The sequence below is a fragment of the Curtobacterium sp. ODYSSEY 48 V2 genome, from assembly GCF_023712625.1.
GTDB lineage: Bacteria > Actinomycetota > Actinomycetes > Actinomycetales > Microbacteriaceae > Curtobacterium.
This window is the reverse complement of record NZ_JAMAXX010000002.1, coordinates 393,546-419,129: the sequence shown is the minus strand read 5'-3', so window position 1 is coordinate 419,129 and position 25,584 is coordinate 393,546. Positions and strand designations below refer to the sequence as shown.

The following is a 25,584-nucleotide window of genomic DNA, read 5'->3' as shown; positions in this document are numbered from 1 at the left end:
TCTCCCTGAGCATGCATCGGCTATGCTCGCCGCACGGTGTCCGGGGGGACGCCGGGTACGACTCCGGGGACGGGGAGGGACTCATGGAGCACACGACGCAGTACGCGGTCCACACGGGCGACCGGTGCACCGCCATGGAGGTCGCCGGCGCGGCACTCCGACAGACCGGGCACCGGGTCGAGTCGACCGGGGGCACGATCACCGCGACGATCGGCAACCGGCTGCTGACGATCCTGCTCGGCGCCCTCGTGCACCCGGCGCGGGAGTTCCGGCGGTACGAGCTCTCGACGACCGTCACGGGGACGTCGACCACGATCACGCTCCGGCACGCCCAGCACGCCACGGCGGTGTCCGGGGGCGGCATCGGCGCGGGGCGTCGGCGGAGCGCCCGGCAGCAGGTGGAGGCGACGCTCGAACGGGCCCTCCGGGCGGCGGGTGTGCTGACCACTCCCCCGCGTTGAGGCGCGACCGCGGAGCGTCACAGCGCGGCAGGGGCGGGCACACCCGGCGAGAACGGGCGCGCCTGATGAGGACAGTCGTACCTGGCGAGAACAGTCGTACCTGGCGAGAACGGGCGTACCTGGTCTGCCAGGAACCCTCGGCATGCTCGATCCCACTCGGTACAGCGCCCGCGATGGGAAGGATCGGGCGGAACGACGGGCCTCGGATCAGACCGATGACGCCCCGAGCCGACGTGCCTCGAGACCGACGCAGCCCGGGAACGACGCGCCCCGGGAACGACGAAAGCCCGGCGATCTGGCCGCCGGGCCTGTGGTAGCGAGGACGGGACTTGAACCCGTGACCCCACGATTATGAGTCGTGTGCTCTAACCAACTGAGCTACCCCGCCGGAGATCCGGAGCGACAACAGCTCCGGGTCGGAGCCCCGAGTCAGGATTGAACTGACGACCCCTTCCTTACCATGGAAGTGCTCTACCACTGAGCTATCGGGGCGAGTGCCGCTCGGCGGCACCAGACGAGCGTAGCAGACGTGCGACGGTGGTCGGGAACCGGACGTGTCGCCCGGGCGTGCCGCCGCTCCTCCGCTAGTTCGCGTTGGCGCGGAGCCAGGTCAGCGGGTCCACCGGGACGCCACCGACGTGGATCTCCAGGTGCAGGTGCGGACCGGTCGAGTTGCCGGTCGACCCGACCTCGCCGAGTTCGTCGCCGACGGCGACCTCCTGCCCGGTGACGACCTTGAACGTGCCGTCCTTCATGTGGCCGTACACGCTGACGAACTGCTTGCCGTCGACGTCGTGCTGCACCCACACGTCGTTGCCGAAGCCGCCGTCGTGCGCCTGCACCTTGATGACCGTGCCCGCGGCGACGGAGCGGATCGGGGTCCCCTCGCCCGGGGCGAAGTCGACGCCCATGTGGTTCGTCGAGCAGAACGAGCAGCCCTCGACCTGACGACCGCCGAAGCCCGACGTGATCGGCACCCCGGTCAGGAACGGCCACTGGATCGAGCCGTTCGGGTCGTTCGAGAAGGACGACGCGTCGACGTTCTTGTACTGCGTGGCGGACGTCACCGAGTACTGGTCGCGGGTGGTCTCGGCCTCCACGGCACCGTTGCCCACGCTGAGGGACTGTGCTCCGCCGGTGGCGCGAGCCGCGGTGGTGTCCGCCGGCGGCACCCAGAGCGCCTGCGCCGGCAGCGACGTCGACACGACCAGCCCGGCGGCGAACAGCAGTGCGCCGACGGCGGTGACCCGCGAGGCGTTCCGGCGGAAGGCGTCACCGCGCGTGCTGCCCGTGGACACCGACGACGCCGAGGCGCTGCTGATGTGTCGGGTCGCACGGTCGACGCGGACGGCCGCGGCGGTGCGCCGTGCACGGCCGCGGCCGGCCTCCGGAGCCTTGCCGCCGGACGTCGGGGCGGTCGCGGGACGTCGCGCTCCCGACGGACGGACCGCATCGACGACCGGGGTCGGGGCGCGCGAGGCGTCCGCCGCCGGCGCGACGTCGGGCGAGACCGGCGCGGGCGGCGTGACCGCTCCGGCGGACGGTGCCGGCCGGACCGGTGAGGCCGGCGCGAGGTCGATCGGTGAGACCGGGGCTGCGGGCGTCGTCGGGGCGACGAGCTCGTCGAACGACGGCACGTCGACCGGGGACTGCGGAGCCGCTGCGGAGCGCGGGGTGCTGGTCGCAGCCGCTCGACGCTCGGCCTCGATGCGTGCGCGTCGCGTCAGGTGCACGACCGGCTCGGTCTCGGTGCGGGTGGGCGTCTGCGCAGTCGTGGAGGCGTGGGGCATGTGTTCGAGGCTGATCCTGATCGGGGCACGGGGCGCTCGTGTGTAACGAGCAGATAACGGGACTGGAGCACGCTAGCAGGGGCCGTCGCGCACCGCCAGTCGTCTGCACGACCGTGCACCGTCCGCGAGCGGTGCCCCACCGGACCCTGCCGGCGCCCGGCGAGTGCGCCTCCGGGCCGTCAGTCGGCGAGCACCTCGGACTCGAGCCGACGGACCAGGGACTCCAGCTGGTCGGCGACGGCGGGGGCCGCGAACAGGAAGGAGCGCGTGCCGCCGGCCTCCCAGATCCGGACGCTCGCTCCGGCCTCGGCGGCGACGAGCGACCCCGCCGCCATGTCCCACGGGTTGATGCCGCGCTCGTAGTACGCGTCGACGGTGCCGGCCCCGACCGCGCAGCAGTCGAGCGACGCCGCTCCCGCGCGACGGACGTCCCGCACCTCGCCGATCAGGCCGGCCAGCACCGCGACCTGCTCACGCCGACGGTCGGCGGTGTAGCCGAAGCCCGTCGCGACGAGCGTCTCCGCGAGGGACGACGGGGTCGACACGCGGAGCGGGACGCCGTCGCGTGTCGCGCCCTCGCCGGACACCGCCCGGAACACGGTGCCGGTCGCCGGCGCCACGACGATCCCCGCGAGCGCCTCCCACTGCGTCGGGTCCGCGCTCCCCCGCACGACGCCGATGCTCACCCCGTACTGCTCACTGCCGTAGAGGTAGTTGACCGTGCCGTCGATCGGGTCGACCACCCAGGTGATCCCCGTGGACCCGGCACCGGAGCCGGACTCCTCGCCGTGGAAGGCGTCGTCGGGACGCGCCTCGGCGATCCGCGTGCGGACGAGGTCCTCGACCTCCCGGTCGGCAGCCGTGACGACGTCGACGATGCTCGACTTCCGGTCGGCGACCTCGACCCCCTCCGCTCGTCGGCGGGCCGCGAGCGCTGCTGCCTCACGGGCGATCGACTCGGCGAGGTCGGCGAACTGGGCGGGAGCGAGGCTGTCGGGCATGGCACCAGCCTGCCGGATCACGCCCCGGAAGGACGCCAGGCCGGGAACGGCAACAGCCCCGTCCGGATCGGACGGGGCTGTTCGCTGTGGCAAGTGAGGGATTCGAACCCCCGAAGGCTACGCCGGCTGATTTACAGTCAGATCCCTTTGGCCGCTTGGGTAACTTGCCGTGTGCGCACCCGACCGGTGTGGTCACCAACCGAAGGCGCGCTGAAGAGCATACCGGACGTCGGAGGGTGCTCGTGACCACCGAACCGGGATCCCGTCGCGCCGTTAGGCTGTCCCGCATGGCAGACAGTTCCTTCGACGTGGTCAGCAAGGTCGACAAGATGGAGGCGGAGAACGCCCTCAACCAGGCCGCCAAGGAGATCGAGCAGCGGTACGACTTCAAGGGCGCCGACGCCTCGATCGCGTTCAGCGGCGAGGACGTCCTCATCAAGGCGAACTCCGAGGAGCGCGCCAAGGCCGTCCTCGACGTGCTGCAGACCAAGGCGATCAAGCGGAACATCTCGTTGAAGAGCCTGGACGCCGGAGACCCCTACCCCTCGGGCAAGGAGTACCGCATCGAGGTGAAGTTCAAGAACGGCATCGAGCAGGACGTCGCCAAGAAGATCGGCGCGTTCCTCCGCGCGAACGCCCCGAAGAGCGTCAAGAGCCAGATCCAGGGCGACGAGCTCCGCGTCTCCTCCAAGAGCCGCGACGACCTGCAGAACACGATCCAGCTCCTCAAGGGTGAAGAGTTCGACGTGCCGCTGCAGTTCATCAACTTCCGCTAGCGCCGCGCCCGTGGAGCACTGGCTCGGCGTCGCGGTCACCGTCCTCCTGGTCCTGCTGGACCTGGCGATCCGCGTCTTCTCGATCATCTACGTCCCCTACAACCGGAAGCCGCAGACCGCGACGGCCTGGTTGCTCGCGATCTTCCTGATCCCCTACATCGGGTTCATCGTCTTCATGGTCATCGGGTCGACGAAGCTGCCGAAGGCACGGCGCGAGAAGCAGACCGAGATCAACGCGTACATCCTCGAGCAGACCGAGGGCATCGAGCGTGTGCGCCGCGACCACCCGTGGCCGCTGTGGCTCGAGTCCGTGACGAAGCTGAACCGCGAGCTGGGCGCCATGCCCCTGGTCGGCGGCAACTCCGCCGAGCTCTACCCCGACTCGTACGAGTCGGTGCAGGAGATGACGCGGGCGATCGACCAGTCCCGGCGCTTCGTGCACGTCGAGTTCTACATCGCGACGATCGACGACACCACCCGGCCGTACTTCGAGGCGCTGGCCCGTGCCCAGGCACGCGGTGTCACCGTGCGGTTCCTGCTCGACCACTGGGCGAGCCGCGGGTACCCGGGCTACAAGGACACGCTCGCGTTCCTCGACCGGGCGAACATCGAGTGGCACCTCATGCTGCCGCTGCAGCCGCTGCAGGGGAAGTTCCAGCGGCCCGACCTGCGCAACCACCGGAAGATCATGGTCATCGACGGCTCGGTGGCCTTCACGGGCTCGCAGAACCTCATCGACCCGTCGTACGACCTGCAGTCGCACATCGAGAAGGGCATGGTCTACAAGGACCTGTTCGCCCGGTTCGAGGGTCCCGTCGTCGCGGGACTCAACGCCCTGTTCGTGACGGACTGGTACAGCGAGACCGACGAGCTCCTGCTCCGCGAGAGCGACCCCGTCCAGCGCGCCGACCGCGGCGACGCGCTCGACTGCCAGGTCGTACCGTCCGGGCCCGGCTTCGACGGTGAGAACAACCTGCGCCTGTTCAACGCGCTGCTGTACTCCGCACAGGAGAAGGTGTCCATCACCTCGCCCTACTTCGTCCCCGACGACTCGATGCTCTACGCGATCACCACGACCGCCCAGCGCGGGGTCGAGGTCGAGCTCTTCGTCGGCGAGATGGGTGACCACGCGATGACGTGGCACGCACAGCGCTCCTACTACGAGGAGCTCCTGCGCGCCGGTGTCCGGATCTGGCTCTACCGGGCGCCGACGATCCTGCACGCGAAGCACTTCACCATCGACGACGACGTCTCCGTCATCGGGTCGAGCAACATGGACATGCGGTCGTTCAGCCTCAACCTCGAGGTCTCGGTGATGGTGCGCGGCAGCCGGTTCGTCGATGCGCTCCGCGATGTGCAGGCCGCGTACAAGGACGCGTCGTTCGAGCTCACCCTGGACGCGTGGCTCGAGCGCCCGCGCCGGTCCCAGGTCCTCGACAACGTCGCGCGGCTCACCGCCGCCCTGCAGTAGGGACCCACGGCCGGGAGGATCGGCGACCGCCCGCCTCCCCGGTCAGGGCGCTGCCGGCACCAGACGGGTGAGGCGAGCGACCACGCGCTCGAGCGGTCCACTCCCGAGGAACGTGCGCCACAGCATCGCGAACAGCACCGAGCCGATCGCGAACCCCGCCCACACCGTGCCCGACTCCGGGTACTCCGGCAGCAGCGCGATCACGACGAGGTGCCCGGCGTAGACCGTCAGCGGCATCGACCCCACCGCGGCGAGCGGGAACGCGATCCGCGAGACCGTCCGGCCGCGGCCATCGAACACCAGGGTGCACAGGGCGAGCACCGCCACCGCGACCCCGGCGGTCCCGACGACGTCGACGACCGACGACGAGTGGTCGCGCGGGGACAGCAGCAGCTGCGCGAGCGCCACGGCTCCCCCGCTGCCGTCCGGCGCCCACGGGACCCCGGGGAACGCCTCGACCCCGGCGTCGACCGGGACCGGCGCCAGGACGTTGCCGACCACGTAGGCCGCGACGGCGACCAGCAGCCCGGACGCGAGGAGCGCGACGTGCGCACGCCGCGCCTCCGGTCCGACCCTGGCGACCGCGAGACCGACCAGGACGTACGCCAGGAAGGTGACCACCGGGTAGACCAGCCCGAGTTGCACCTCCCACATGCCGGCGCCGGCGTAGAACGGTGCCGACGCGAGCGCGACCACGGGCGACAGCAGCGCGCACACCGCCGCGGCGACGAGCAACCAGCCCGGTCGCCACCGGAGCGCCGGCAGCACCAGCAGGAAGAGCGCGCCGTACGTGGGCAGGATGACGTAGACGGGTGTGCCGAGCGCCATCAGCAGGAGCCCGACCGCGACCACCGCCACGGCCCGGATCGCCAGCCGTGCCCGGATCCGCCCGATGGCCGGTGGTCCTGGCGGATCCGTCCGTCCGCTCGTCAGACCGATCGAGACGCCCGCGAGCACCGCGAACAGGGTGGAGGGCCGTCCGTGCGCCACGGCGGACCACGTGCCGGGGTCACCCCAGTCCACGGCCTCGGCGATGCCGCCGACGTGGGCCGCCATCATGCCGAGGAGCGCGAGCGCCCGCGCCACGTCGACGCCCTGCAGACGACCGGGCGCGACGAGCACGCCCCGCATCGCGGCGGGCGGTGCGGGGCGTGACGCGGTCATCGTGCTGCGGTCAGCTCGTGGGCGAGGGCGTGCGTCGGAGCGAGACGTCGACCATCTCGTCGCGCGGGACGACCTTGATGCGCTCGCGACCCTCCGCGGCGCCCAGGGCCTGCTCGTGCTCGTCGAGGGCGTGCCAGCCGTCGAGGTCGGTGTAGTCCACGCCGCGCTCGCGGAGCAGTGCCGGGACCGCCTCGGGCGACGGGTCGGCCGGCGTCCACCACGAGGCCTGGTCGTTGACGATGTGCTGGACGGTCTCCATCGCGTCGGACTTGGTGTGCCCGATCAGGCCGACCGGGCCTCGCTTGATCCACCCGGTCGCGTAGACGCCCGGGAGCGGCGAGCCGTCCTCGTCGAGCACCTGGCCCTCGCGGTTCGGGATGACGCCGGTCTTCTCGTCGAAGGGCACACCGGGCAGCGGGGAGCCGAAGTAGCCCACCGCTCGGTACACGGCCTGCACGGGGAGCTCGCGGACCTCGCCGGTGCCCTCGACGCCGCCCTCGCCGTTCGGCCGGGTGCGCTCGTACCGCAGTGCCGTGACGTGGCCGTCCTCGCCGACGATCTCGACGGGCTTCGCCCAGAAGTGCAGGTGGAGCCGGCGACTGGCCTGCCCGACCTCACGCGTGCGCCACTGCTCCAGGACACGGTTCATCACCATGACCTGCTTGTTGGTCTGGATCGCGGTGAGCGATGCCTCGTCGTGGTCGAAGTCCTCGTCGTACACGACCATGTCGACGTCGCGGAGCTCACCGAGCTCGCGGAGCTCCAGCGGCGTGAACTTCACCTGCGCCGGACCGCGTCGTCCGAACACGTGCACGTCGGTGACCGGGCTCGCCTGCAGCCCCTCGTACACGTTCGCCGGGATCTCGGTGGGCAGCAGGTCGTCGGCGTGCTTCGCGAGGATGCGGGACACGTCGAGCGCGACGTTGCCGTTGCCGATCACCGCGACGCTCGACGCCGTGAGCGGCCACGTGCGCGGCACGTCCGGGTGCCCGTCGAACCAGCTGACGAAGTCCGCGGCACCGTGGGAGCCGTCGAGGTCGACCCCGGGGACGTCGAGCTCGGCGTCCTTGATCGCGCCGGTCGAGAACAGCACGGCGTTGTAGTGCTGCTTGAGGTCGTCGAGGGTGATGTCCTCCCCGAAGCGCACGTTGCCGAAGAGTCGGACGACTCCGCGGTCGAGGACGTCCCGCAGGGCGTTGACGATGCCCTTGATGCGCGGGTGGTCCGGTGCGACGCCGTAGCGGACCAGGCCGTAGGGCGCGGGGAGCTGCTCGAAGAGGTCGATCGACACGTCGGTGCCGTGCGCCTCGCGCAGCAGGATGTCCGCGGCGTAGATGCCGGCGGGACCGGCGCCGACGATGGCGATTCGCAGGGTGGGCACTGATGTCTCCAGTTCGTTCGGGCGGGTGCTCCCGATGGGCCTCGGTGGGCCCTCGTGTCAGCGGCTGCGTTCGACGACGGACTCGGCGAAGCGGGTCAGCGCGCGCTTCACGGTGCCGTCGGGCAGCGGTTCCAGGGCCTCGACCGCCTCCTCCGCCCAACGGACGGCGACGGCGCGGGTGACGGTGGTGGCTTCGTGCTCGCGCAGCGCGGCGACGGCCGACCGGTACGGCGCGGAGTCCACGGCGTCGTCGGGGGCGTCCTTCACGTCGTGCTCGATCCGGGCGAGCAGGTCGGCCGCGCCGTCGTCGGCGGCGGCCAGGCGACGCAGCTGCAGCAGCGGCAGGGTGTCCACGCCGGCGCGCAGGTCGTTGCCGGCGATCTTGCCGGTGCGGTCCTTCGCCGGGGCGAGGTCGATGACGTCGTCGACGAGCTGGAAGGCGACGCCGACCTTCTCGCCGAAGGTCCCGACGGCGTGCAGGTAGGCGCGGTCGGCTCCGGAGAACATCACGCCGGCGCGGGCCGCCGTGGCGATCAGCGAGCCCGTCTTGTCGCTGAGCACCTGGATGTAGTGCTCGACCGGGTCGTCCCCGGGCTGCGGGCCCGTCGTCTCGTGCAGCTGCCCCATGCAGAGGCGCTGGAAGGTCTCCGCCTGCATCCGGATGCCCTCGGTCCCGAGGTCGGCGGTGATCAGGCTGGCACGTGCGAAGAGCAGGTCGCCGGTCAGGATCGCGACGTTGTTGCCGTAGGTCACGTGCGCCGCCGGGACCCCCCGGCGGACCGGGGCCTCGTCCATGACGTCGTCGTGGTACAGCGACGCCAGGTGGGTGGTCTCGATGCTCACCGCGGCCTTGACCACCGCGTCGGTCACCCCGTTGCCCAGCTGCGCGATGAGCAGCGTCAGCGTCGGCCGGATGCGCTTGCCGCCCGCCGAGAGCAGGTAGCGGCTCGTGGTGTCCGCCAGGGTGTCGGTCGAGCGCATGGCCTCCTCGAGGCCCTGCTCGACGAGCTCGAGCCCGTCGTCGACCGCGCTGATGAAGCGGCGCTCGGACGGGGTCGCGAACAACCGCTCGCCGATGCCCAGCGAGGCGCGGAGGCTCGGTGCGCGGCGTGCGACCGGGACGCTCGGGTTCAAGTGCTGCTCCGTGTTCGGGGTCGGGTGACCGGTCAGGCGTCGCCGGGTTCGACGCTCGGCTGCTCGCCGGTGTGCTGGTGCTCGCGACGGGCCTTCGCCCGGCGGGCGACGGACTCGCGGACCGTGCCCGCGACGGGCTTGCGGCCGCGGTGCAGCGCCACGATGCCCGCGGTCAGGTTGCGGTGGGCGACCATCGTGAAGCCGACGCCGCGCAGCCACTGGCTGAGGACCTGCTGGTCGGGCCACGCCTCGATCGACTCGGCCAGGTAGCGGTAGGCCGCCGGGTTGCTGCTCGACAGCCGCGCGATGCCCGGGAGCACGCGCTTGAGGTACGCGCCGTAGCCGAAGCGCAGGAGCGCCACGGGCGGCGTGGAGAACTCGCAGATGACCAGTCGGCCCCCGGGCTTGAGCACCCGGAGCATCTCGGTGATCGCCTGCATCGGGTCGTTGACGTTGCGCAGGCCGAAGGAGATCGTCACCGCGTCGAACGAGTCGTCGTCGAACGGCAGGTGCTCCGCGTCACCCTCGACGAACGTGATCTCCGGGTGCCGCTCGCGCCCGACCGCGATCATGCCCGCCGACAGGTCGAGCGCCGTGACGTCGGCGCCCTTCTTCGCGAACGCCGCTGCGCTCGTGCCCGTCCCGGCCGCGATGTCGAGCACCCGCTCGCCCGGCTGGGGGTCGACCGCACGGACCGTCGCGACGCGCCACAGCGGGGCGTTGCCCGCCGAGAGGATGTCGTTCGTGAGGTCGTACTTCGCGGCGACGTCGTCGAACATGGCCGCCACCTCGTCCGGCCGCTTGCTCAGGTCCGCTCTGCTCACCGCACCATCCTAGAGGTCGCGGCCCCGGGCTGCCCGGACGCCCGGCCGGGGTCCGGCGGGTCGCTGCGCGCGTACGATCGGTCCGTGACCCGAACCACCACGGCGGCCCCCTCGCTCACGGTCTCGACCCGGATACTCGACGACCCGGGGGACGTCCTGCGCCACACCCTGCGGGACGCGCCGCTGGCGTTCGTCCGGAGCGGTGACGGCATCGTCGGGATCGGCGAAGCGCTCCGGTTCACGTTCTCCGGAGCCGACCGCATGCGGCAGGCGTCGGCGGTGTGGCGTGACCTGGTGCAGGGCGCCACGGTGGACGACCCCGTGCAGCTGCGCGGCACCGGGCTGGTCGCGTTCGGGTCCTTCGCGTTCGCCGACGACTCCGCCGAGCAGAGCGTGCTCGTCGTGCCGCGCGTGGTGATCGGCAAGCGCCGCGGCAAGGCCTGGCTCACCGCCGTCGACACGACACCGGACCCGCAGCCCCTCGCGTTCTCGCGGACCTCGGTGCCGGTGCCGGCCGTCGGCGGGCACGTCTCGGTCGCCTTCGGCCCCGGCCGGGTCGACGAGGACGCCTACGCCGCGTCCGTCGCGGACGCCGTCCGTCGGATCACCGCAGGCGAGGCCGAGAAGGTCGTCCTGGCGCGCGACCTGGTCGGCACGCTGCCCGCCGGTGCCGACCGACGGGCGGTCCTGCTCGACCTGGCGGCGGCCTACCCGCAGTGCGTCACCTTCGCCGTCGACGGACTCGTCGGAGCGACCCCGGAGACCCTCGCCCGGACCGACGGTGAGGAGCTGTCGGCGCGGGTGCTCGCCGGGAGCGCCGCGCGCGGCGACGACCCGGTGTCCGACCGGGCCGCGGCCGAGGCCCTGGCGTCGAGCGCGAAGGACGTCGAGGAGCACGGCTTCGCGATCACCAGCCTGCTGCAGGCGCTCCGGACCGTCGCCACCGACGTCCGCGCGGACCCCGAGCCGTTCCGGCTCCAGCTGCCGAACCTGTGGCACCTGGCCACCGACGTCCGCGCGACCCTGCCGGTCGGCACCACCTCGCTCGACGTCGCCGACGCCCTGCACCCGACCGCGGCCGTGGCGGGCACCCCCACCGACGTCGCCGTCCGACTGGTCGCCGAGCTCGAGGGCGTCGACCGCGGTCGCTACGCGGGGCCGGTCGGCTGGCTCGGCGCGAACGGCGACGGCGAGTGGATGCTCGCGCTGCGCAGCGCCCGGATCGACGACGACGGGACCGTGCGCGCGTGGGCCGGCGCGGGGATCGTCGCGGGGTCGGACCCGGCGCGCGAGGTCGCCGAGACCGCCCTGAAGTTCCGTCCGATCCGCGACGCGCTCGCCTGACCCCCGACTCCTGAGCCCTGGCCTTCGGTCCCTGGCCCCCGTGGTCAGTCGGTCAGCGGCACCTCGACCACCAGGCGCTGGGCCGGATCGGTGAGTGCACCCTCGAGGTCGCCCCACGTCCCGGCCCGTCGGTAGGACCAGCCGAGACCGGTCACGACACGCTCGACGTCGACGTGCTGCGGCGTCGTCATCATGCGGCGCATGTCCTGCTCCGGGGTGGTCGCGGCGACCTCCAGCCCGCGGAAGATCGCACCGCCACCGTCGTTGCCGACGACGACCTGGACGCGGTGCGTCGGCTCCTCGGTCCCGGTGACGAACGCCCCGAGGTCGTGCAGGAAGGTCAGGTCGCCGACGAGCACCCGCGTGGTGCCGACGGAGTCGGGCGTCCGTTCGAGCGCGGCCGCGATGCCGAGTGCGGTCGAGACCGTCCCGTCGATGCCGGCGAGACCGCGGTTGGCGTGCACCCGGACCTTCTTGCCCGGGACGTGCGCGTCGGCGACACGGATGAGCTGCGAGGCACCGAGGACGAGCCGGTCGTGCGGCCAGGTGGCGCCCCAGACGGCGTCGACCAGCATGGTGCGGTCGACGGGCCTGCGACGCAGGGCGACCTCGTCGCGCAGGTACCGGTTGCGCTCGGCGCGGTCCCCCGAGCGCTTCGCGTCGAGGTCCGGACCGGCGTCACCGTCCCCGAGGAGCGCGCGACTGGTCGTCACCCACCGCCCGACCCACGCGCGGTGTCCCGGGGTCGTGCGGCCCGTCACGCGCACGTCGGACACGAAGGTGGTCGCGGCGTCCGGCCGGGAGGCACGGGCCGGGTCGAACGGGTCGGCCCCGGGCCCGCGGACCACGATCGTCTCGACGTCGGCCCGCTGCAGCAGGGCCGGGACCTCGCGACTGAGCGTCGGGTGTCCGAGGACGACCGCGCGACGGACCGCTCCGCCGAGCTCGGGGTCGCGCAGCAGCTCGCGGTAGGCGACGACCAGGTTGCGCCCGAACCGCGCGCCGCTCGACACCTCGGCCAGCAGCGGCGCACCGAGCTCCCAGGCGATCCGTTCGGCGTCCTCGCCGGCGTCGTGTCCGGCGATGACGACCGTCGCGGGTTCGTCGTCCGGCGCGAGTTCGACGACCGGCAGTCCGGCGTGCACCCGACGACGGGCGTGGTCGGTGTCGACCTCGTCGTGCGGCACGGCGGCGACGTCCTCGGCACGCAGACCGGCGGAGAGCGGTTCGCGGAACGCGACGTTCAGCTGGACGGGACCGGGCTGCCCGGTGTGCCCGGCGGCGACGGCGACGGCCTCCCGGGCGAGCGTCCGGACGGCGTCCGCGTCGACGACGCCGTCCGCGGTGGGCGCCTGCACGTCGCGCACGAAGGACACGGCAGGGCCGAACATCCCCGGCTGGACCGTGGTCTGGTTGCTGCCGATGCCCCGCAGCTCGTCCGGCCGGTCGGCGGAGAGGACGACCATCGGGACGCCGGAGTGGTGCGCCTCGAGCACGGCCGGGTGCAGGTTGGCGACGGCGGTGCCCGAGGTCGTGACGACCGCGGCCGGACGGCCGGACTCGACGGCGAGCCCGAGGGCGAAGAACCCGGCGGTCCGCTCGTCGAGCCGGACGTGCACCGTCGTGCCGCCCGCGCGCTCGAGCGCGACCGCCGCGAGGGCGAGCGCCTGCGACCGGGAGCCCGGGCTGACGACGACGTCGGTCACCCCGGCACGGGCGAGTTCCCGCAGGAGTGCCAGGGCGAAGTCGGTGGCAGCGCTGCCGGACCCCGCGGACCCGTCAGCGATCGGCGGGGCGGTCGTCGTCTCGTTCGTCGCGGTCGCGTCGTTCATCGCGGAACTGGTCCTCGAGGTCTCGGAGGGTTTCGTCGTCCTGGTCCGTTCCGGTGCGGAGTGTCCCGGGGCCGCGCGGGCCGCCGAGGAAGTCGGGGTCGTCTTCGGGTCCACGGTACCTGGGCGTCGGCCCCGGGGTGGCGGGCGCCCGGCCGAGCACGAACCACAGCAGGCCACCGAGCACCGGGAGGACGAGCACGAGGAGGATCCACCACCCGCGCCGCAGGGAGCGGATGCGCTGCCGCGGCATGGTCGCGCAGTCGATGACCGCGTAGACCGTGAAGGCCACGGCGGCGACGGCGATGATCAACCACAGACGGACCATGCGACGACTCTAGGCAGCGCGCCTGGGACCGGGCTGCCCGTCAGCCGGTGCACGAACGACGCCACGTAGGATCATCGGGTGAAAGCGTGGCTCGTCTACACCCTTGCCCGACTCGGCATCTTCGCCGCGGCGCTGGCGGTCCTGTTCGTCATCGGCCTGCGGTGGTACTGGGCGGCGATCGGCGCCGCGCTGATCGGCCTGCTCGTGTCGTACATCGCGCTGCCCGGGCTCCGCGGTCGGGTGACCTCGGACATCGCCGCTCGCCGGGGTCGACCGGAGCGGGACGCCGACTCGGACTTCGAGGACGACTTCGTCGACGCCGCCGACACCGACGCGGCCGACACCGGTGCGCCCGCCGCCGACCGAGCGGTCTCGGACGCCGACCGGCACCGCGCGCGTCGCGAGCACGACGAGGACTAGTCCCGGTCCTCGTCGTTCGGGCGGGCGTTCGAGCGACCGAGGTCGAGCGGCGGCTCGACCTCGGTCCCCGCGTCCGACGCTGCTACGGCAGGAGGACCAGGGTCAGGCCGAGCACCACGCCGTAGGCGAGCGACGCGAACGACGACAGCTGCAGCGCCGTGATGAGCTCGCGGGGCTTGCGGGACGAGACGCCGATCGCGAGCGCGGGGAGCGCGAGCAGGAGCGAGAAGTACGCGAAGCCGGTGCGGAAGTACAGCAGCACGAACCAGAGCAGCACCACGTACGGCAGCATCAGGAACAGGCCGAACAGGACCCGTGCGACGGGGCGGCCGACGACGACGGCGAGCGTGCGCTTGCCGGCCTGTCGGTCCTCGTCCACGTCGCGGATGTTGTTGACCATGAGCACGGCGCAGGCGAAGAACCCGGCGGCGACCGCAGCCGCCCAGCCGCTCGTGGTGACCGCCTGGATCTGCACGTACTGGGTGCCGAGCACGGCGACCAACCCGAAGAACACGAAGACGAAGACCTCGCCGAGGGCGTTGTAGCCGTAGGGCTTCTTCCCGCCCGTGTAGTACCAGGCCGCGACGATCGCCGCCGCCCCGACGAGGAGCAGCCACCACGTGCCGGTGAGCAGCACGATCACCAGTCCGGCGACCGCCGCCAGTCCGAAGAACGTGAGCGCGACCGTGAGCACGGTGCGCGGCTTCGCCAGCCCCGCACCCGTGAGCCGGGCCGGGCCGACGCGGAACTCGTCGGTGCCCCGGACGCCGTCCGAGTAGTCGTTGCTGTAGTTCACGCCGATCTGCAGGAACAGCGCGACCGCGAGCGCGAGCAGGGCGACCGTCAGGTGGTGGTCGCGGCCGAGGTACGAACCGAAGTCGCCCGGTTCACCGGAGTCGACGAACGCGACGCCGGTGCCGAGCACGACCGGCACGACACCGAGCGTGAGGGTCCGGAGCCGGGCGCCGCCGATCCAGTCGCTCGCGGTCGCCCGCTGCTTCGTGCGCTGCGGTGCCGCGGCCTTCGCCGGGTTGCCGCTGCGGCCCTTGACCGGGGTCCTGTTCTTCGTACGTGCCACGGCCGACCATCGTATCCGTGACCGCTAGGGGGTCGGTGCGCCCCCGCGGTCCGCGAGTGCCCGGACGGCCCGGCGGTCGGGCTTGCCGGACGCGAGCATCGGCACCGCGTCGACGACCAGGACCTCCGCGGGACGGGCCGCACGGCCCAGGGTCTCCGCGACGTGGGCACGGACCTCGTCGAGGTCGAGCGGACGTTCCGTGACGACGACGGGCACCTCGCCCCACTCCCCGGACGCGCGCCGCGTGACGACCGCGGCGTCCTGGCCCGCGAGCTCGCGCACGCGCCGTTCCACCGCCCCGAGCGGGACCTTCTCGCCACCGGACACGATGACGTCGTCGAGCCGCCCGAGCACCCGCAGCCGTCCGTCGTCGTCGGCGGTCGCAGCGTCGCCGGTCCGGTACCAGCGGTGGCCGTCGCGCTCGGCGAAGGTCCGGGCCGTGCGCTCGGGGTCGTCGAGGTACCCCTCGGCGAGCATCGGGCCGGCCAGTTCGAGGGCGCCGTCGACGAGTTCCGCGCGGACCGTCCCGAACGGCGTGCCGTCGTACACGCAGCCACCGCTCGTCTCGCTCGCGCCGTACGTCGTGACGACCCGGACACCGGCGTCGAGGGCACGCTGCCGGAGCGGTGCGGGCGTGGCCTGGCCCCCGACGAGCACGGCGGCGAAGCGGGTCGCGGCGGCGGTGGCGCGGGGGTCGTCGAGCACGCGGGCGAGCTGCACCGGGACGAGCGAGGTGTAGCGCCGCGGCGCCGCGGGACCGACGTCGAGCCGGTCCACCGCGTCGGCGAACGCCCGGCCGTCGAAGTGTCCCGGCGGGACGACGACGGGCGTCGTGCCCGCCGTGACCGATCGGGTCAGCACGTTGAGCCCGGCGATGTAGTGCGTCGGCAGCGCGAGCAGCCACCGGCCGGGCCCGCCGAGCGTCGCGTCGGCGGACGCGGCGCCCGCGAGCAGCGCCTCCGACGACAGTGCCACGCGCTTGCCGGTCCCGGTGGAACCGCTCGTCTCGACCACCAGGGCGACCCGGCGGGCGACGTGCGACGGCGGGCGCGTGGGCAGCGCCGGGCCGTCCTCGGCGACGGGGAGCAGCGCGGGTCCGCCGGCGAGGGCAGCCTCCAGGCCGCGCAGCACCGCCGACGGGTCGGACGCGCCGACGGCGACCAGCGCGCGGTTCACCGGTGGGCCCGCGGGGTCAGTAGTGCCACGGGAAGGACGTCCACTCCGGCGGGCGCTTCTCGAGGAAGGCATCGCGGCCCTCGACCGCCTCGTCGGAGGCGTAGGCGAGGCGCGTCGCCTCGCCCGCGAAGACCTGCTGGCCGACCATGCCGTCGTCCACGGCGTTGAACGCGTACTTGAGCATGCGGATGGCGGTCGGGGACTTGCCGAGGATCGTCTCGCCCCACCGGATCGCCTCGCGTTCGAGGTCCTCGTGCCGTACCACCCTGTTCACCGCGCCCATCTCGTACGCGCGCTGCGCCGAGTACTCCTCCGCGAGGAAGAAGACCTCGCGCGCGAGCTTCTGGCCGATCTGGCGGGCGTAGTAGGCGCTGCCGTACCCGCCGTCGAAGGACCCCACGTCGGCGTCGGTCTGCTTGAACCGGCCGTGCTCCGCGCTCGCGATCGTCAGGTCCGCGACGGCGTGCAGCGAGTGCCCGCCGCCGGCGGCCCACCCGGGCACGACGGCGATGACGACCTTCGGCATCATGCGGATGAGGCGCTGGACCTCGAGGATGTGGAGCCGCCCCATCGACGCCTGGGCGGCAGCGGGGTCGACGCCCTCCGGCGGGGCGCCCTCGTCGCCGACGTACTGGTAGCCGCTGCGGCCGCGGATGCGCTGGTCACCGCCGGAGCAGAAGGCCCAGCCCCCGTCCTTCGGGCTCGGGCCGTTGCCCGTGAGCAGGACGACACCGACGCGGGGGTCCTGTCGCGCGTCGTCGAGGGCGCGGTACAGCTCGTCGACGGTGCGGGGGCGGAAGGCGTTGCGGACCTCGGGCCGGTCGAACGCGACGCGGACGATGCCCTGCGAGACGTGCTTGTGGTACGTGATGTCGGTGAAGTGCTCAGCGACCGGAGCGGCGGTCCAGACGTCGGGGTCGAACAGGTCGGAGACGGGAGCAGCCATGTGCCCACCGTATCGCCGGCGGCCGGCGCCGGCCCGCGCCCGAGGCGGGCCGTGGAGCCGTCCCGTCCCGCGCTAGGTGCCCGAGAGGGCCTCGGGCACGAGGACGACGAGCAGCACGATGAGGATGACCGGGTTCGCGAAGAAGGCGAGCACGACCCCGATCGCGCCGTACCAACGGCCGAACGACCCGACCGCGGCGATGAAACCGAGCACCGCAGCGATGAGGGTGAGGAAGACCACCACGAAGCAGATGCCGAACGCGAAGGTGGTGTCGCCGCCCATGAAGACCGCGAACGCACTCGCGTCGACCGCGGCGGAGACGACGGCGAGCCCGAGGGCGATCTTGCCGACGATCGGGTTCCGACGCCGCCGGGCGGACCGTTCGAGGGCCCGGGCGTCGACGGTGTTCCGCTGCATCAGCCGCTCGAAGTCGCCGGTGTCACCGGACCGGCTCCCGGCGCTCGCTGTCGGCCGTGTCGTCCCGGGGGCGGCGGCGCGCTGCGGCGCCGCCGGTCGCGCGGCACCGGAGCGCTGCACTGCCGAGCGCTGGGCTGCGGCACGCTGGGCCGCCGCGCGCTGGGCCGCGGTCGGCTGCGCGGCCGCACGCTGCGCTGCTGCACGCTGCGCGGCTGCGCGCTGCTGCGGATCCGACGCCACCGGCCCTCCCTCTCTCGGTCCCCTCACGGACGCGCCACGGTGGTCCGTGGCGACGCCGGCGCTGGGCCGACCGGTGCATGCTAGTGCCCGGCCCTGGCGGTCGGCTCCGAGGAACCGGCGGGAGCGCTGGACGCGCGACCACCCCCTGCGGCCCACCGCGTCCGGGCACCGCACCTGCCCGTGCGCGAGGATGGGGTGTGCTCCCCGACCTCGCCGACCTGACCGCCGACGCCCACGTCGTCGCACTCCCGATGCGCGTCCGCTTCCGCGGCATCACCGTCCGCGAGGCCCTGGTGCTCCGCGGACCCACCGGGTGGACCGAGTTCTCGCCCTTCGTCGAGTACGACGACCGGGAGGCGACCGCGTGGCTCCGGAGCACGATCGACTTCGGGTGGACCGAGCACGACCCCGCCGCCGACGCCGTGCCCGTCAACGCCACGGTGCCCGCCGTCGGACCGGACGCGGTCGCCGACCTCCTGGCCCGCTACCCCGGCTGCACGACCGCGAAGGTCAAGGTCGCCGAGCCCGGCACGAGCACCGACGACGACGTCGCCCGCGTCGCCGAGGTCCGTCGGGTGATGGGGCCGGGAGCGGCCGTCCGGGTGGACGCCAACGGGCTCTGGTCCGTCGACCAGGCCGTCGAGGCCCTCGAACGACTCGCGCCGTACGGACTCCAGTACGCCGAACAGCCGTGCCGGTCGGTGCCGGAACTCGCCGAGCTCCGACGCCGGATCGCGGGACTCGACGTGCCCGTGGCCGCGGACGAGAGCGTGCGCCGGGCCTCGGACCCGCTCGCCGTCGCCCGTGCGGGGGCGGCGGACGTGCTCGTCGTGAAGGCCCAGCCCCTCGGCGGGGTCACCGCGGCACGGGCGATCGTGGCCGAGGCGGGGCTGCCGTGCGTCGTGTCGAGTGCGCTCGACACGTCCGTGGGGCTCGGGACCGGGGCGTTCCTCGCGGCGGCGGCGATGAGCCCCGGCTACGCCGCCGGGCTCGGGACGGCGGCCATGTTCGAGACGGACGTCACCGACACGCCACTGCTGCCGGTCGACGGTCGGGTGCCGGTCCGCCGTGCGGAGGTGTCGCGGGAGCTGCTGGAGCGGAACGCGGCATCGCCGGAGCGGACGGCGTGGTGGCTCGCGCGGCTGGAGCGCGTCCACGCCCTGCTCGCCGCCGCGTAGACCGGGCTGCCGCGGGCGACGACGAGGGAGCAACCGACCGAACGGTGTCCGGGCGGCGACGAGCGCGCAGGACGTGCCGCTCACGTCCGCCGGACGGGCGAGACTCGTCGGCCTCGACCGCCGAGCGTGACAGATCGTGCCCGCTCTCGCGAGGCAGGAACGCCCGGACACGACGGACGGGAGGCGCGGTGCCCGATGGCACCGCGCCTCCCGTCCGTCCCGGGGTCGCCGCCGCAGCGACGCCCGGTCGGCCTCACAGGCCGGAGTAGCTGTGCAGGCCCTTGAAGAAGACGTTGACGACCGAGAAGTTGAACATCACCGCGGCGAACCCGATGAGCGCCAGCCACGACGACCGCGCACCGCGCCACCCGCGGGTCGCACGCGCGTGGATGTACCCGGCGTAGACCACCCAGATGATGAAGGTCCAGACCTCCTTGGTGTCCCACCCCCAGTACCGGCCCCAGGCGCGCTCGGCCCAGACCGCACCCGCGATGAGCGTGAAGGTCCACAGCACGAAGCCGACGAGCAGCACGCGGTAGGTCAGGACCTCGAGCCGTTCGGCGTCGGGGAGCGTCTCCATGAAGCGGAGCTGCTTCGACGCGGGACGACCCTGGCGGTACGTCTGCACGAGCTGCGCCACGGCGAGCCCGGCGCCGAGGGCGAAGAAGCCCGTCCCGGCGATCGCGACGAAGACGTGGATGACCAACCAGTACGACTGCAGCGCGGGCTGGAGCGGCACGACGGGCACCCAGTAGTTCACGGTCGCGATGCCGAGCAGGATGATCGTCAGACCGGTGATGAACACACCGAGGAACTTCAGGTTCTGCCAGAGCTGCACGAGCAGGAAGATCAGCGTGATGAGCGCCGTGCCCGTGAGCGAGAACTCGAACATGTTGCCCCACGGGACACGGTCGGCCGCGATGCCGCGCAGGACCGTGGCACCGACGTGCAGCACGAGCGCGAGGATCGTCATCGCCATGCCGACCCGCTCGAACTTCGTCCCGCCGCCGCCGGGGCGACCCCGGTCGGCCTCGACCTTCTCGAGCACGACCGTCCCGCCCTGCACCGTCGCGACGGTGCGCGCGGCGGGCGCTGCCGGCGCAGCAGCCGAGGCGGACGCCACCTGACCCGATCGCTTCGCCATGTCGAGCGCGAACGAGATGAACGCGATGACGTAGACCGCCATCGCGGAGTACGTCAGGACGACCGAGTAGGTCGCGAGGTTGGTCGTCATGTCCGGGTTCACGCAGGGATCCTAACTCCGAGGTCCGACAGGTGCCTCTTGGCGATGTCGTCGACGGCGCGCTCGAGGTTGGGGTCCTCGCCGCGCGCCAGACCGGCGTACTCGAGGTCGTACTCGCCGTGCTCGGCTCCCCGGCGCGGGACCGCCTTCACCCACACGCGGCGGCGGGGCACGAACAGCGAGGTGAGCAGGCCGAGCACCGCGAGCACCGCGAACCCGGCGACGAACGCCTGCGAGGGGTCGTGGTGCACGTCGAGCGAGACGTAGCGCTTCACGCCGTCGAAGGTGATCGAGCCGGTACCGTCCGGCAGGGTCTTCGTCTGACCGGGCTTCAGCTCGATGCTCGGGGTCGTCGACTGCCGCCCGGCGATCTGCTCGAGACCGCTGGTGTCGAGCGAGTACACGCTCTGCGGGACGCCGCTGTCGAGACCGAGGTCGCCGCGGTACACCTGCAGGGTCAGGAGCGGGTTCTGCGCGTCCGGGTAGGCACTGGCGAACGCGCCGGTCGACAGCTTCGACGCCGTCGGGTAGAAGAACCCGACGAGCCCGAGCTGCGACGGCGAGGCGTCGGGCACCTTGATGACGCCGGTGGACGTGTAGTTCGCGTCCTCGGGCAGGAACGGCACGACGTCCTGGAACGCCACGTTCCCCTTACCGTCGCGGATCGTGACCTGCATCGCGTAGCCGTTGCCGAGCAGGTAGACGTTCGTGCCACCGACCGACAGCGGGTCGTTCACGCCGATGCGACCGGTCTTCGGCTCCTGGCCCTTCTCGCGGCTCGTCACCGTCGCCGAGTAGTCCAGTGCCTGGCCGAGGGCGTCGAGGTTCTTCTCCTCGTACGTCGTGGTGAACTTGTCGAGCGTCAGGTTGTAGCCCTGCAGGTCGGTCTGCCGGAACCAGCGGCCGGGGTTGAACGAGTCGTAGGAGCCGAGGACGTTCGAGAACGTCTGCCCCTCGACCAGGAGCCGCTGCCCGGTGTAGCTGAAGCCACCGCCGAGGCCGACCGCCACGAGCACGCCGACGAGCGCCGCGTGGAAGACGAGGTTGCCGGTCTCGCGCAGGTACCCGCGCTCCGCGCTCACGGAGTCGCCGAACCGCTCGACCCGGTAGCCGGACCGCTTGAGCAGTGCCGCCGCGCGGGTCACGGCGTCGTCGACGGACGGGAGGCTCGTGGTCGCGTCCGCCTCGACCGGGACGGACCGGTAGCCGGCGAGTCGGCCGAGACGCACCGGCGTCCTCGGCGGTCGCGTCCGGAGCGCCTGCCAGTGGTGCTTCGTGCGCGGGACGATGCATCCGATGAGCGAGACGAACAGCAGCAGGTAGATCGCCGAGAACCACACCGAGGTGTAGGTGTCGAAGACCTGCAGTGTGTCGAGCACGGGGAAGAGCTGCGGGTGGTCCGCCTTGTACTGCACGACGCCGTTCGGGTCGGCGGTGCGCTGCGGCACGAGGGATCCCGGGATCGCCGCGAGCGCCAGGAGCATGAGCAGGAAGAGCGCCGTGCGCATGCTCGTCAGCTGCCGCCAGAAGAAGCGGACGTAGCCGACGAACCCGAGCTTCGGCTGCGTCGGGCCGTCGTCCGCTCCGGGGGCCGGTGCGGCACTGTCGACGTGGTCGGACGGCCGCATCGGGTCGGCGCCCGCGGACACGTCGTCCGCGGACCCCGGTCCGCTACCCGACCGCTCGGGGGTGGTGTCGCGCTCAGACCGCGGGGACAAAGCTCTGGATCACCGCCCCGAGGCTCGACATGACGGCCGACCAGATGCCGGTGACCATGAGCAGACCGATGACGATCAGGATCGCTCCTCCGATGATGTTGACGGTGCGCATGTGACGCTTCACGATGCGGATCGCGCCGGTCGCCCACCCGGCGCCGAGCGCGACGAGGACGAACGGGATGCCGAGCCCGAGGCAGTACGCGACGCCGAGCCACATGCCCTGCCACGCGCTGCCGGACTGCACGCTGAGCAGGTTGATCGCTGCGAGCGTCGGCCCGAGGCACGGGGTCCAGCCGAGGCCGAACACGATGCCGAGCAGCGGTGCCCCGACCAGGCCCGTCGCGGGGGTCCACGACGGCTTGATCGTGCGCTGCAGGAAGGTGAAGCGACCGATGAACACCAGGCCCATCGCGATCACGACGACACCGAGGACCTGCGTGATGAGGTCACGCCACCGGACGAGCCAGAACCCGAGCGCACCGAAGACCGTCGTGTAGGCGACGAACACCGCGGTGAACCCGAGCACGAAGAGCACGACGCCGAGCACGACCCGACCGCGGCGCTGCCCACCCTCGGCGATCCCGCCGACGTACCCGAGGTAGCCCGGTACGAGCGGGAGCACGCACGGGGAGAGGAACGACACGAGCCCGGCCAGTGCTGCCACGGGCAACGCGACCAGCATCTGGCCGCTCAGGATCGCGTCCGCGAAGGGGTTGCCGGGCACGGGTCAGGACGCCTTGCCGTCGAGCTCGTCGCTGACCAGGGTCTGCAGGATGCTCTTGCCGTCGATCGCGCCGAGGACGCGGGCGGCGACGCGGCCCTGCTTGTCGAGGACGATCGTGGCGGGCACGGCGTTCGGAGCGATCTGCCCGGACAGCGCGAGCTGCACGGTGCCGTCGCGGGCGTCGAGGACGGTCGGGTAGTCGACGCCGAAGGTGCGCTCGAACGCCGCCGCCGTGCCCTCCTCGTCACGCACGTTGACGCCCACGAAGACCACGTCGTCGTCGGCGTACTGGTCGTGCACCTGGTTGAGGTACTTCGCCTCGGCCCGGCACGGCGGGCAGCCGGCGTACCAGAAGTTGAGCACGACGACCTTGCCGCGGAGCTCCTCCGCCGACACGGTGTCGCCGTCGGTGTCCTTCGTCGTGAAGTCGACCGGGGCGCTCCGCTCGTCCGTCGCGACCTCGGTCACCGCACCGGTGCCGGAGATGTAGTTCTGGGTGGTGCCGCTGCCGTACTGGCGGGACAGGTCGTCGTTCGACGACGAGCACCCGGCGAGCGCCAGGGCTGCGATCACCGCCGAGGCCGCGACGGCGGCGATCCGGCTGCGTGCGGACATCAGACTGCTCCTTCGTCGACCGCGGACGCACGCAGGGACTGCGCGGGGTCCGCGTACCCGACCTCGGTGAAGCGACCGGACGAGGTGGCGGGCACACGCTCGAGGGTCGTGATGCTGGACAGGTCGCACCGACGCTTGCGCGGGTCGTGCCAGAGCGGCTCCCCCGCGAGCTTGCGGTGCACGGTCCAGATGGGGAGCTGGTGGCTGACGAGGACGACGTCGCCGCCGTCGACGCTCTCCCAGGCGGAGGCGACCGCGGCGAGCATGCGGTTCGCGATGGACTCGTAGGCCTCGCCCCAGCTCGGCCGGAACGGGTTCGCGATCCAGGGCCACTCCGCAGGGCGTCCGATGGAGCGCTTCGTGAAGCCGGGGCGCCGGCCCTCGTAGCGGTTCGTGGGCTCGATCAGGCGCTCGTCGAGCGAGACCTCGAGCCCGTAGGCGGCGGCCCAGGGCGCCGCGGACTCCTGCGTGCGCTGCAACGGCGACGCGACGATCCGTCGGACGTCGACCCCGGCGTCGTGCCAGGCGGTCGCCGACGCACCGGCCATCCGGGCGCCGAGTTCGCTGAGCCCGAAGCCGGGCAACCGGCCGTAGAGCACGCGCCCCGGGTTGTGGACCTCGCCGTGCCGGACGAGGTGGATCCGTGTCGCGGGCATGGGTTCCAGTCTAGGTCGCTCCACCGTCATCACCCGCCCCACAGCGGATTCACCGGATGTGCGACCGTTCAGCCCCTGCGACCGTTCGGCTCCGCCCGGTCGCTGCCGTCAGCCCAGCCGTCCGGTCAGTCGGCCGTGCAGTGCCACCGACCCGGTGTTCAGGTTCACGACCTCGACGGTCGAGCCGTGCCGCGCGTACCGCTGCTCCACGCCGTCGAGTGCCGCGACGGTGCTGGCGTCGAACACGTGCGCGCCCGACATGTCCACGATCACCCGCTCCGGGTCCTCGGCGTAGGAGAACCGCGTCACCAGGTCGTTGGACGACGCGAAGAACAGGGCACCGTGCACGCGGTACCGCACGGTGCGCTCGTCGACCGGCTCGCGCACCACGGACACGACGTGCGCCGCGCGACGGGCGAAGACGAGGGCCGCGACGACCACGCCCACCAGCACACCCGTCGCGAGGTTCTGGGTGACGACGACCACCACGACGGTCACGACCATGACCGCCGTCTCGCCGAGCGGCATCCGCCCGAGCGTGCGGGGCCGGACGCTGTGCCAGTCGAAGGTCGCGACGCAGACCATGAGCATCACGGCCGTCAGGGCCGCCATCGGGATCTGCGCGACGAGGTCGTGCAGCACGATGGTCAGGACGAGCACCGCCGCGCCCGCCGTGAAGGTCGACACCCGGGTCCGGGCGCCGGCGGTCTTCACGTTGATCACGGTCTGGCCGATCATCGCGCAGCCACCCGTGCCGCCGAAGAACGCCGAGGCGATGTTGGCGATGCCCTGGCCCCACGACTCGCGCCAGCCGCTGGACCGGGTCTCGGTCAGGGAGTCGACGAGCTGCGCGGTCAGGAGCGTCTCGATGAGGCCGACGATCGCGACCCCGAACGCGTACGGCGCGATGATCTGCAGGGTCTCGAGCGACAGCGGGACCGTGATGCCGCCGAACCCGGGCAGCGCGGTCGGCAGGGAGCCCTCGTCGCCGACCGTCGGCACCGCGACCCCGAACACGATCGTGATCGCCGTGACCACGACGACCGCGATCAACGGCGCGGGGACGGCCTTGGTCAGGAAGGGGAACGCGACGATGATGCCGATGCCGAGCGCCGTCAGCGGCCAGACCACGAACGGGACGTCGTCGCCGAGGAGGTTGGGCAACTGCGCCGTGAAGATCAGGATCGCCAGCGCGTTGACGAAGGCCACGTTGACGCTGCGCGGGATGAAGCGCATCAGTCGGGCCACCCCGAGGAAGCCGAGCACCAGCTGGACCACACCGCCGAGCACCACCGCGGGGACGAGGTAGGCGACGCCGTGGTCGCGCACGAGCGGAGCGATCACGAGCGCGACCGATCCGGCGGCGGCCGAGATCATCGCGGGTCGCCCGCCGACGATCGAGATGACCACCGCGATGACGACGCTCGAGAAGAGGCCGACGGCCGGGTCGACCCCGGCGACGACCGAGAAGGAGATGGCTTCGGGGATGAGGGCGAGCGCCGTGACCACGCCGGCCAGGACCTCACGGGTGAGGAGCCGGGGCGACCGGAGCGCGGTGAGGACGGTGGGTGCCGCGGGGGCGAGCGGTGCGAGGGACATCGCCAGCGACCATACCCTGACGTGAGGGGAGGGTTGCGCCGGGCAGACGTGCACTCCGAGCGATCTCGCGC

Annotated in this window: 24 protein-coding genes and 3 tRNA genes; 6 read left to right on the top strand and 21 right to left on the bottom strand. The window is 72.4% G+C overall.

What is annotated here, in order from left to right; genetic code table 11:
* The first annotated feature begins 83 nt into the window (after positions 1–83).
* Complete coding sequence (locus tag M3666_RS04710) at positions 84–461, top strand: hypothetical protein (RefSeq protein ID WP_251154616.1); 378 nt, start codon at positions 84–86, stop codon at positions 459–461.
* Positions 462–772: 311 nt separating this feature from the next.
* Here the strand turns inward: M3666_RS04710 and M3666_RS04705 are convergent.
* The 5 genes from M3666_RS04705 to M3666_RS04685 all read right to left on the bottom strand — a co-directional run bounded on the left by M3666_RS04705 (position 773) and on the right by M3666_RS04685 (position 3,421).
* A tRNA-Met gene (locus M3666_RS04705) sits at positions 773–849 on the bottom strand.
* Positions 850–881: 32 nt separating this feature from the next.
* Positions 882–953: transfer RNA gene (locus M3666_RS04700), tRNA-Thr, on the bottom strand.
* A gap of 92 nt (positions 954–1,045) precedes the next feature.
* The gene (locus M3666_RS04695) at positions 1,046–2,251 is read right to left on the bottom strand and encodes a peptidoglycan DD-metalloendopeptidase family protein (RefSeq protein WP_251154615.1); all 1,206 of its coding nucleotides are present in this window, start codon (positions 2,249–2,251) and stop codon (positions 1,046–1,048) included.
* A 179-nt stretch (positions 2,252–2,430) separates the two neighbouring features.
* On the bottom strand, positions 2,431–3,252 hold the full coding sequence (locus M3666_RS04690; protein WP_066655248.1) for an inositol monophosphatase family protein: 822 nt from the start codon (positions 3,250–3,252) through the stop codon (positions 2,431–2,433).
* Positions 3,253–3,339: 87 nt separating this feature from the next.
* Positions 3,340–3,421, bottom strand: a tRNA-Tyr gene (locus tag M3666_RS04685).
* 118 nt (positions 3,422–3,539) lie between these two features.
* Here M3666_RS04685 and M3666_RS04680 point away from each other — a divergent pair.
* Positions 3,540–4,028, top strand: a complete 489-nt coding sequence (locus M3666_RS04680) for a YajQ family cyclic di-GMP-binding protein (protein ID WP_066655250.1) — start codon at positions 3,540–3,542, stop codon at positions 4,026–4,028.
* Between the two features lie 10 nt (positions 4,029–4,038).
* Positions 4,039–5,499: a cardiolipin synthase gene (gene cls, locus M3666_RS04675; protein WP_209685048.1), complete on the top strand. Its 1,461-nt coding sequence runs from the start codon at positions 4,039–4,041 to the stop codon at positions 5,497–5,499.
* A 42-nt stretch (positions 5,500–5,541) separates the two neighbouring features.
* On the opposite strand, the gene M3666_RS04670 is transcribed toward cls, so the two are convergent.
* From M3666_RS04670 to M3666_RS04655, 4 genes are read right to left on the bottom strand one after another with little or no spacing between them, the layout of a single operon-like run.
* Entirely contained in the window at positions 5,542–6,663 is a 1,122-nt protein-coding gene (locus M3666_RS04670; RefSeq protein WP_209685047.1) for a heparan-alpha-glucosaminide N-acetyltransferase domain-containing protein, read from the bottom strand.
* 10 nt (positions 6,664–6,673) lie between these two features.
* The gene (locus M3666_RS04665; RefSeq protein ID WP_066655254.1) at positions 6,674–8,044 is read right to left on the bottom strand and encodes an FAD-dependent oxidoreductase; all 1,371 of its coding nucleotides are present in this window, start codon (positions 8,042–8,044) and stop codon (positions 6,674–6,676) included.
* A gap of 57 nt (positions 8,045–8,101) precedes the next feature.
* Complete coding sequence (locus M3666_RS04660) at positions 8,102–9,178, bottom strand: polyprenyl synthetase family protein (protein ID WP_251154614.1); 1,077 nt, start codon at positions 9,176–9,178, stop codon at positions 8,102–8,104.
* Between the two features lie 32 nt (positions 9,179–9,210).
* Positions 9,211–10,002 (bottom strand): demethylmenaquinone methyltransferase, encoded by a 792-nt coding sequence (locus M3666_RS04655; RefSeq protein WP_066655267.1) that lies wholly within the window; start codon positions 10,000–10,002, stop codon positions 9,211–9,213.
* Positions 10,003–10,086: 84 nt separating this feature from the next.
* Here M3666_RS04655 and M3666_RS04650 point away from each other — a divergent pair, with 84 nt between their 5' ends.
* The gene (locus M3666_RS04650; protein ID WP_251154613.1) at positions 10,087–11,346 is read left to right on the top strand and encodes an isochorismate synthase; all 1,260 of its coding nucleotides are present in this window, start codon (positions 10,087–10,089) and stop codon (positions 11,344–11,346) included.
* Between the two features lie 44 nt (positions 11,347–11,390).
* Here the strand turns inward: M3666_RS04650 and menD are convergent, their stop codons facing one another.
* Positions 11,391–13,178: a 2-succinyl-5-enolpyruvyl-6-hydroxy-3-cyclohexene-1-carboxylic-acid synthase gene (gene menD / locus M3666_RS04645; protein WP_251154612.1), complete on the bottom strand. Its 1,788-nt coding sequence runs from the start codon at positions 13,176–13,178 to the stop codon at positions 11,391–11,393.
* A complete protein-coding gene (locus M3666_RS04640; RefSeq protein ID WP_251154611.1) occupies positions 13,126–13,503 on the bottom strand; it encodes a PLDc N-terminal domain-containing protein in 378 nt (125 codons plus the stop codon). Before M3666_RS04640 ends, menD begins: the two co-directional genes overlap by 53 nt.
* A gap of 78 nt (positions 13,504–13,581) precedes the next feature.
* On the opposite strand from M3666_RS04640, the gene M3666_RS04635 reads away from it, so the two are divergent.
* Positions 13,582–13,923: a DUF4229 domain-containing protein gene (locus M3666_RS04635; RefSeq protein ID WP_066655275.1), complete on the top strand. Its 342-nt coding sequence runs from the start codon at positions 13,582–13,584 to the stop codon at positions 13,921–13,923.
* Between the two features lie 82 nt (positions 13,924–14,005).
* Here M3666_RS04635 and M3666_RS04630 read toward each other — a convergent pair whose 3' ends face one another.
* The 4 genes from M3666_RS04630 to M3666_RS04615 form a co-directional block, all read right to left on the bottom strand.
* Complete coding sequence (locus tag M3666_RS04630) at positions 14,006–15,001, bottom strand: 1,4-dihydroxy-2-naphthoate polyprenyltransferase (RefSeq protein ID WP_251154610.1); 996 nt, start codon at positions 14,999–15,001, stop codon at positions 14,006–14,008.
* Between the two features lie 24 nt (positions 15,002–15,025).
* Positions 15,026–16,177 (bottom strand): AMP-binding protein, encoded by a 1,152-nt coding sequence (locus M3666_RS04625; RefSeq protein WP_251154609.1) that lies wholly within the window; start codon positions 16,175–16,177, stop codon positions 15,026–15,028.
* Between the two features lie 16 nt (positions 16,178–16,193).
* Positions 16,194–17,123: a 1,4-dihydroxy-2-naphthoyl-CoA synthase gene (locus M3666_RS04620; protein WP_066655279.1), complete on the bottom strand. Its 930-nt coding sequence runs from the start codon at positions 17,121–17,123 to the stop codon at positions 16,194–16,196.
* A gap of 72 nt (positions 17,124–17,195) precedes the next feature.
* A complete protein-coding gene (locus M3666_RS04615) occupies positions 17,196–17,780 on the bottom strand; it encodes a hypothetical protein (RefSeq protein WP_066655281.1) in 585 nt (194 codons plus the stop codon).
* A 197-nt stretch (positions 17,781–17,977) separates the two neighbouring features.
* On the opposite strand from M3666_RS04615, the gene M3666_RS04610 reads away from it, so the two are divergent.
* Positions 17,978–18,958, top strand: a complete 981-nt coding sequence (locus M3666_RS04610) for an o-succinylbenzoate synthase (protein ID WP_066655283.1) — start codon at positions 17,978–17,980, stop codon at positions 18,956–18,958.
* A 253-nt stretch (positions 18,959–19,211) separates the two neighbouring features.
* Here the strand turns inward: M3666_RS04610 and ccsB are convergent, their stop codons facing one another.
* The 6 genes from ccsB to M3666_RS04580 all read right to left on the bottom strand — a co-directional run bounded on the left by ccsB (position 19,212) and on the right by M3666_RS04580 (position 25,513).
* Complete coding sequence (gene ccsB, locus M3666_RS04605; RefSeq protein ID WP_209685265.1) at positions 19,212–20,192, bottom strand: c-type cytochrome biogenesis protein CcsB; 981 nt, start codon at positions 20,190–20,192, stop codon at positions 19,212–19,214.
* An 8-nt stretch (positions 20,193–20,200) separates the two neighbouring features.
* Positions 20,201–21,829 (bottom strand): cytochrome c biogenesis protein ResB, encoded by a 1,629-nt coding sequence (locus M3666_RS04600; RefSeq protein ID WP_251154660.1) that lies wholly within the window; start codon positions 21,827–21,829, stop codon positions 20,201–20,203.
* Between the two features lie 73 nt (positions 21,830–21,902).
* Entirely contained in the window at positions 21,903–22,601 is a 699-nt protein-coding gene (locus M3666_RS04595; protein ID WP_209685262.1) for a cytochrome c biogenesis CcdA family protein, read from the bottom strand.
* A 45-nt stretch (positions 22,602–22,646) separates the two neighbouring features.
* Positions 22,647–23,258: a TlpA disulfide reductase family protein gene (locus M3666_RS04590; RefSeq protein WP_066655286.1), complete on the bottom strand. Its 612-nt coding sequence runs from the start codon at positions 23,256–23,258 to the stop codon at positions 22,647–22,649.
* Entirely contained in the window at positions 23,258–23,914 is a 657-nt protein-coding gene (locus tag M3666_RS04585; protein WP_251154608.1) for a histidine phosphatase family protein, read from the bottom strand. The genes M3666_RS04590 and M3666_RS04585 overlap by 1 nt, the downstream gene beginning before the upstream one ends.
* A gap of 108 nt (positions 23,915–24,022) precedes the next feature.
* Positions 24,023–25,513 (bottom strand): SulP family inorganic anion transporter, encoded by a 1,491-nt coding sequence (locus tag M3666_RS04580; RefSeq protein WP_066655289.1) that lies wholly within the window; start codon positions 25,511–25,513, stop codon positions 24,023–24,025.
* Between the last annotated feature and the right edge of the window lie 71 nt (positions 25,514–25,584).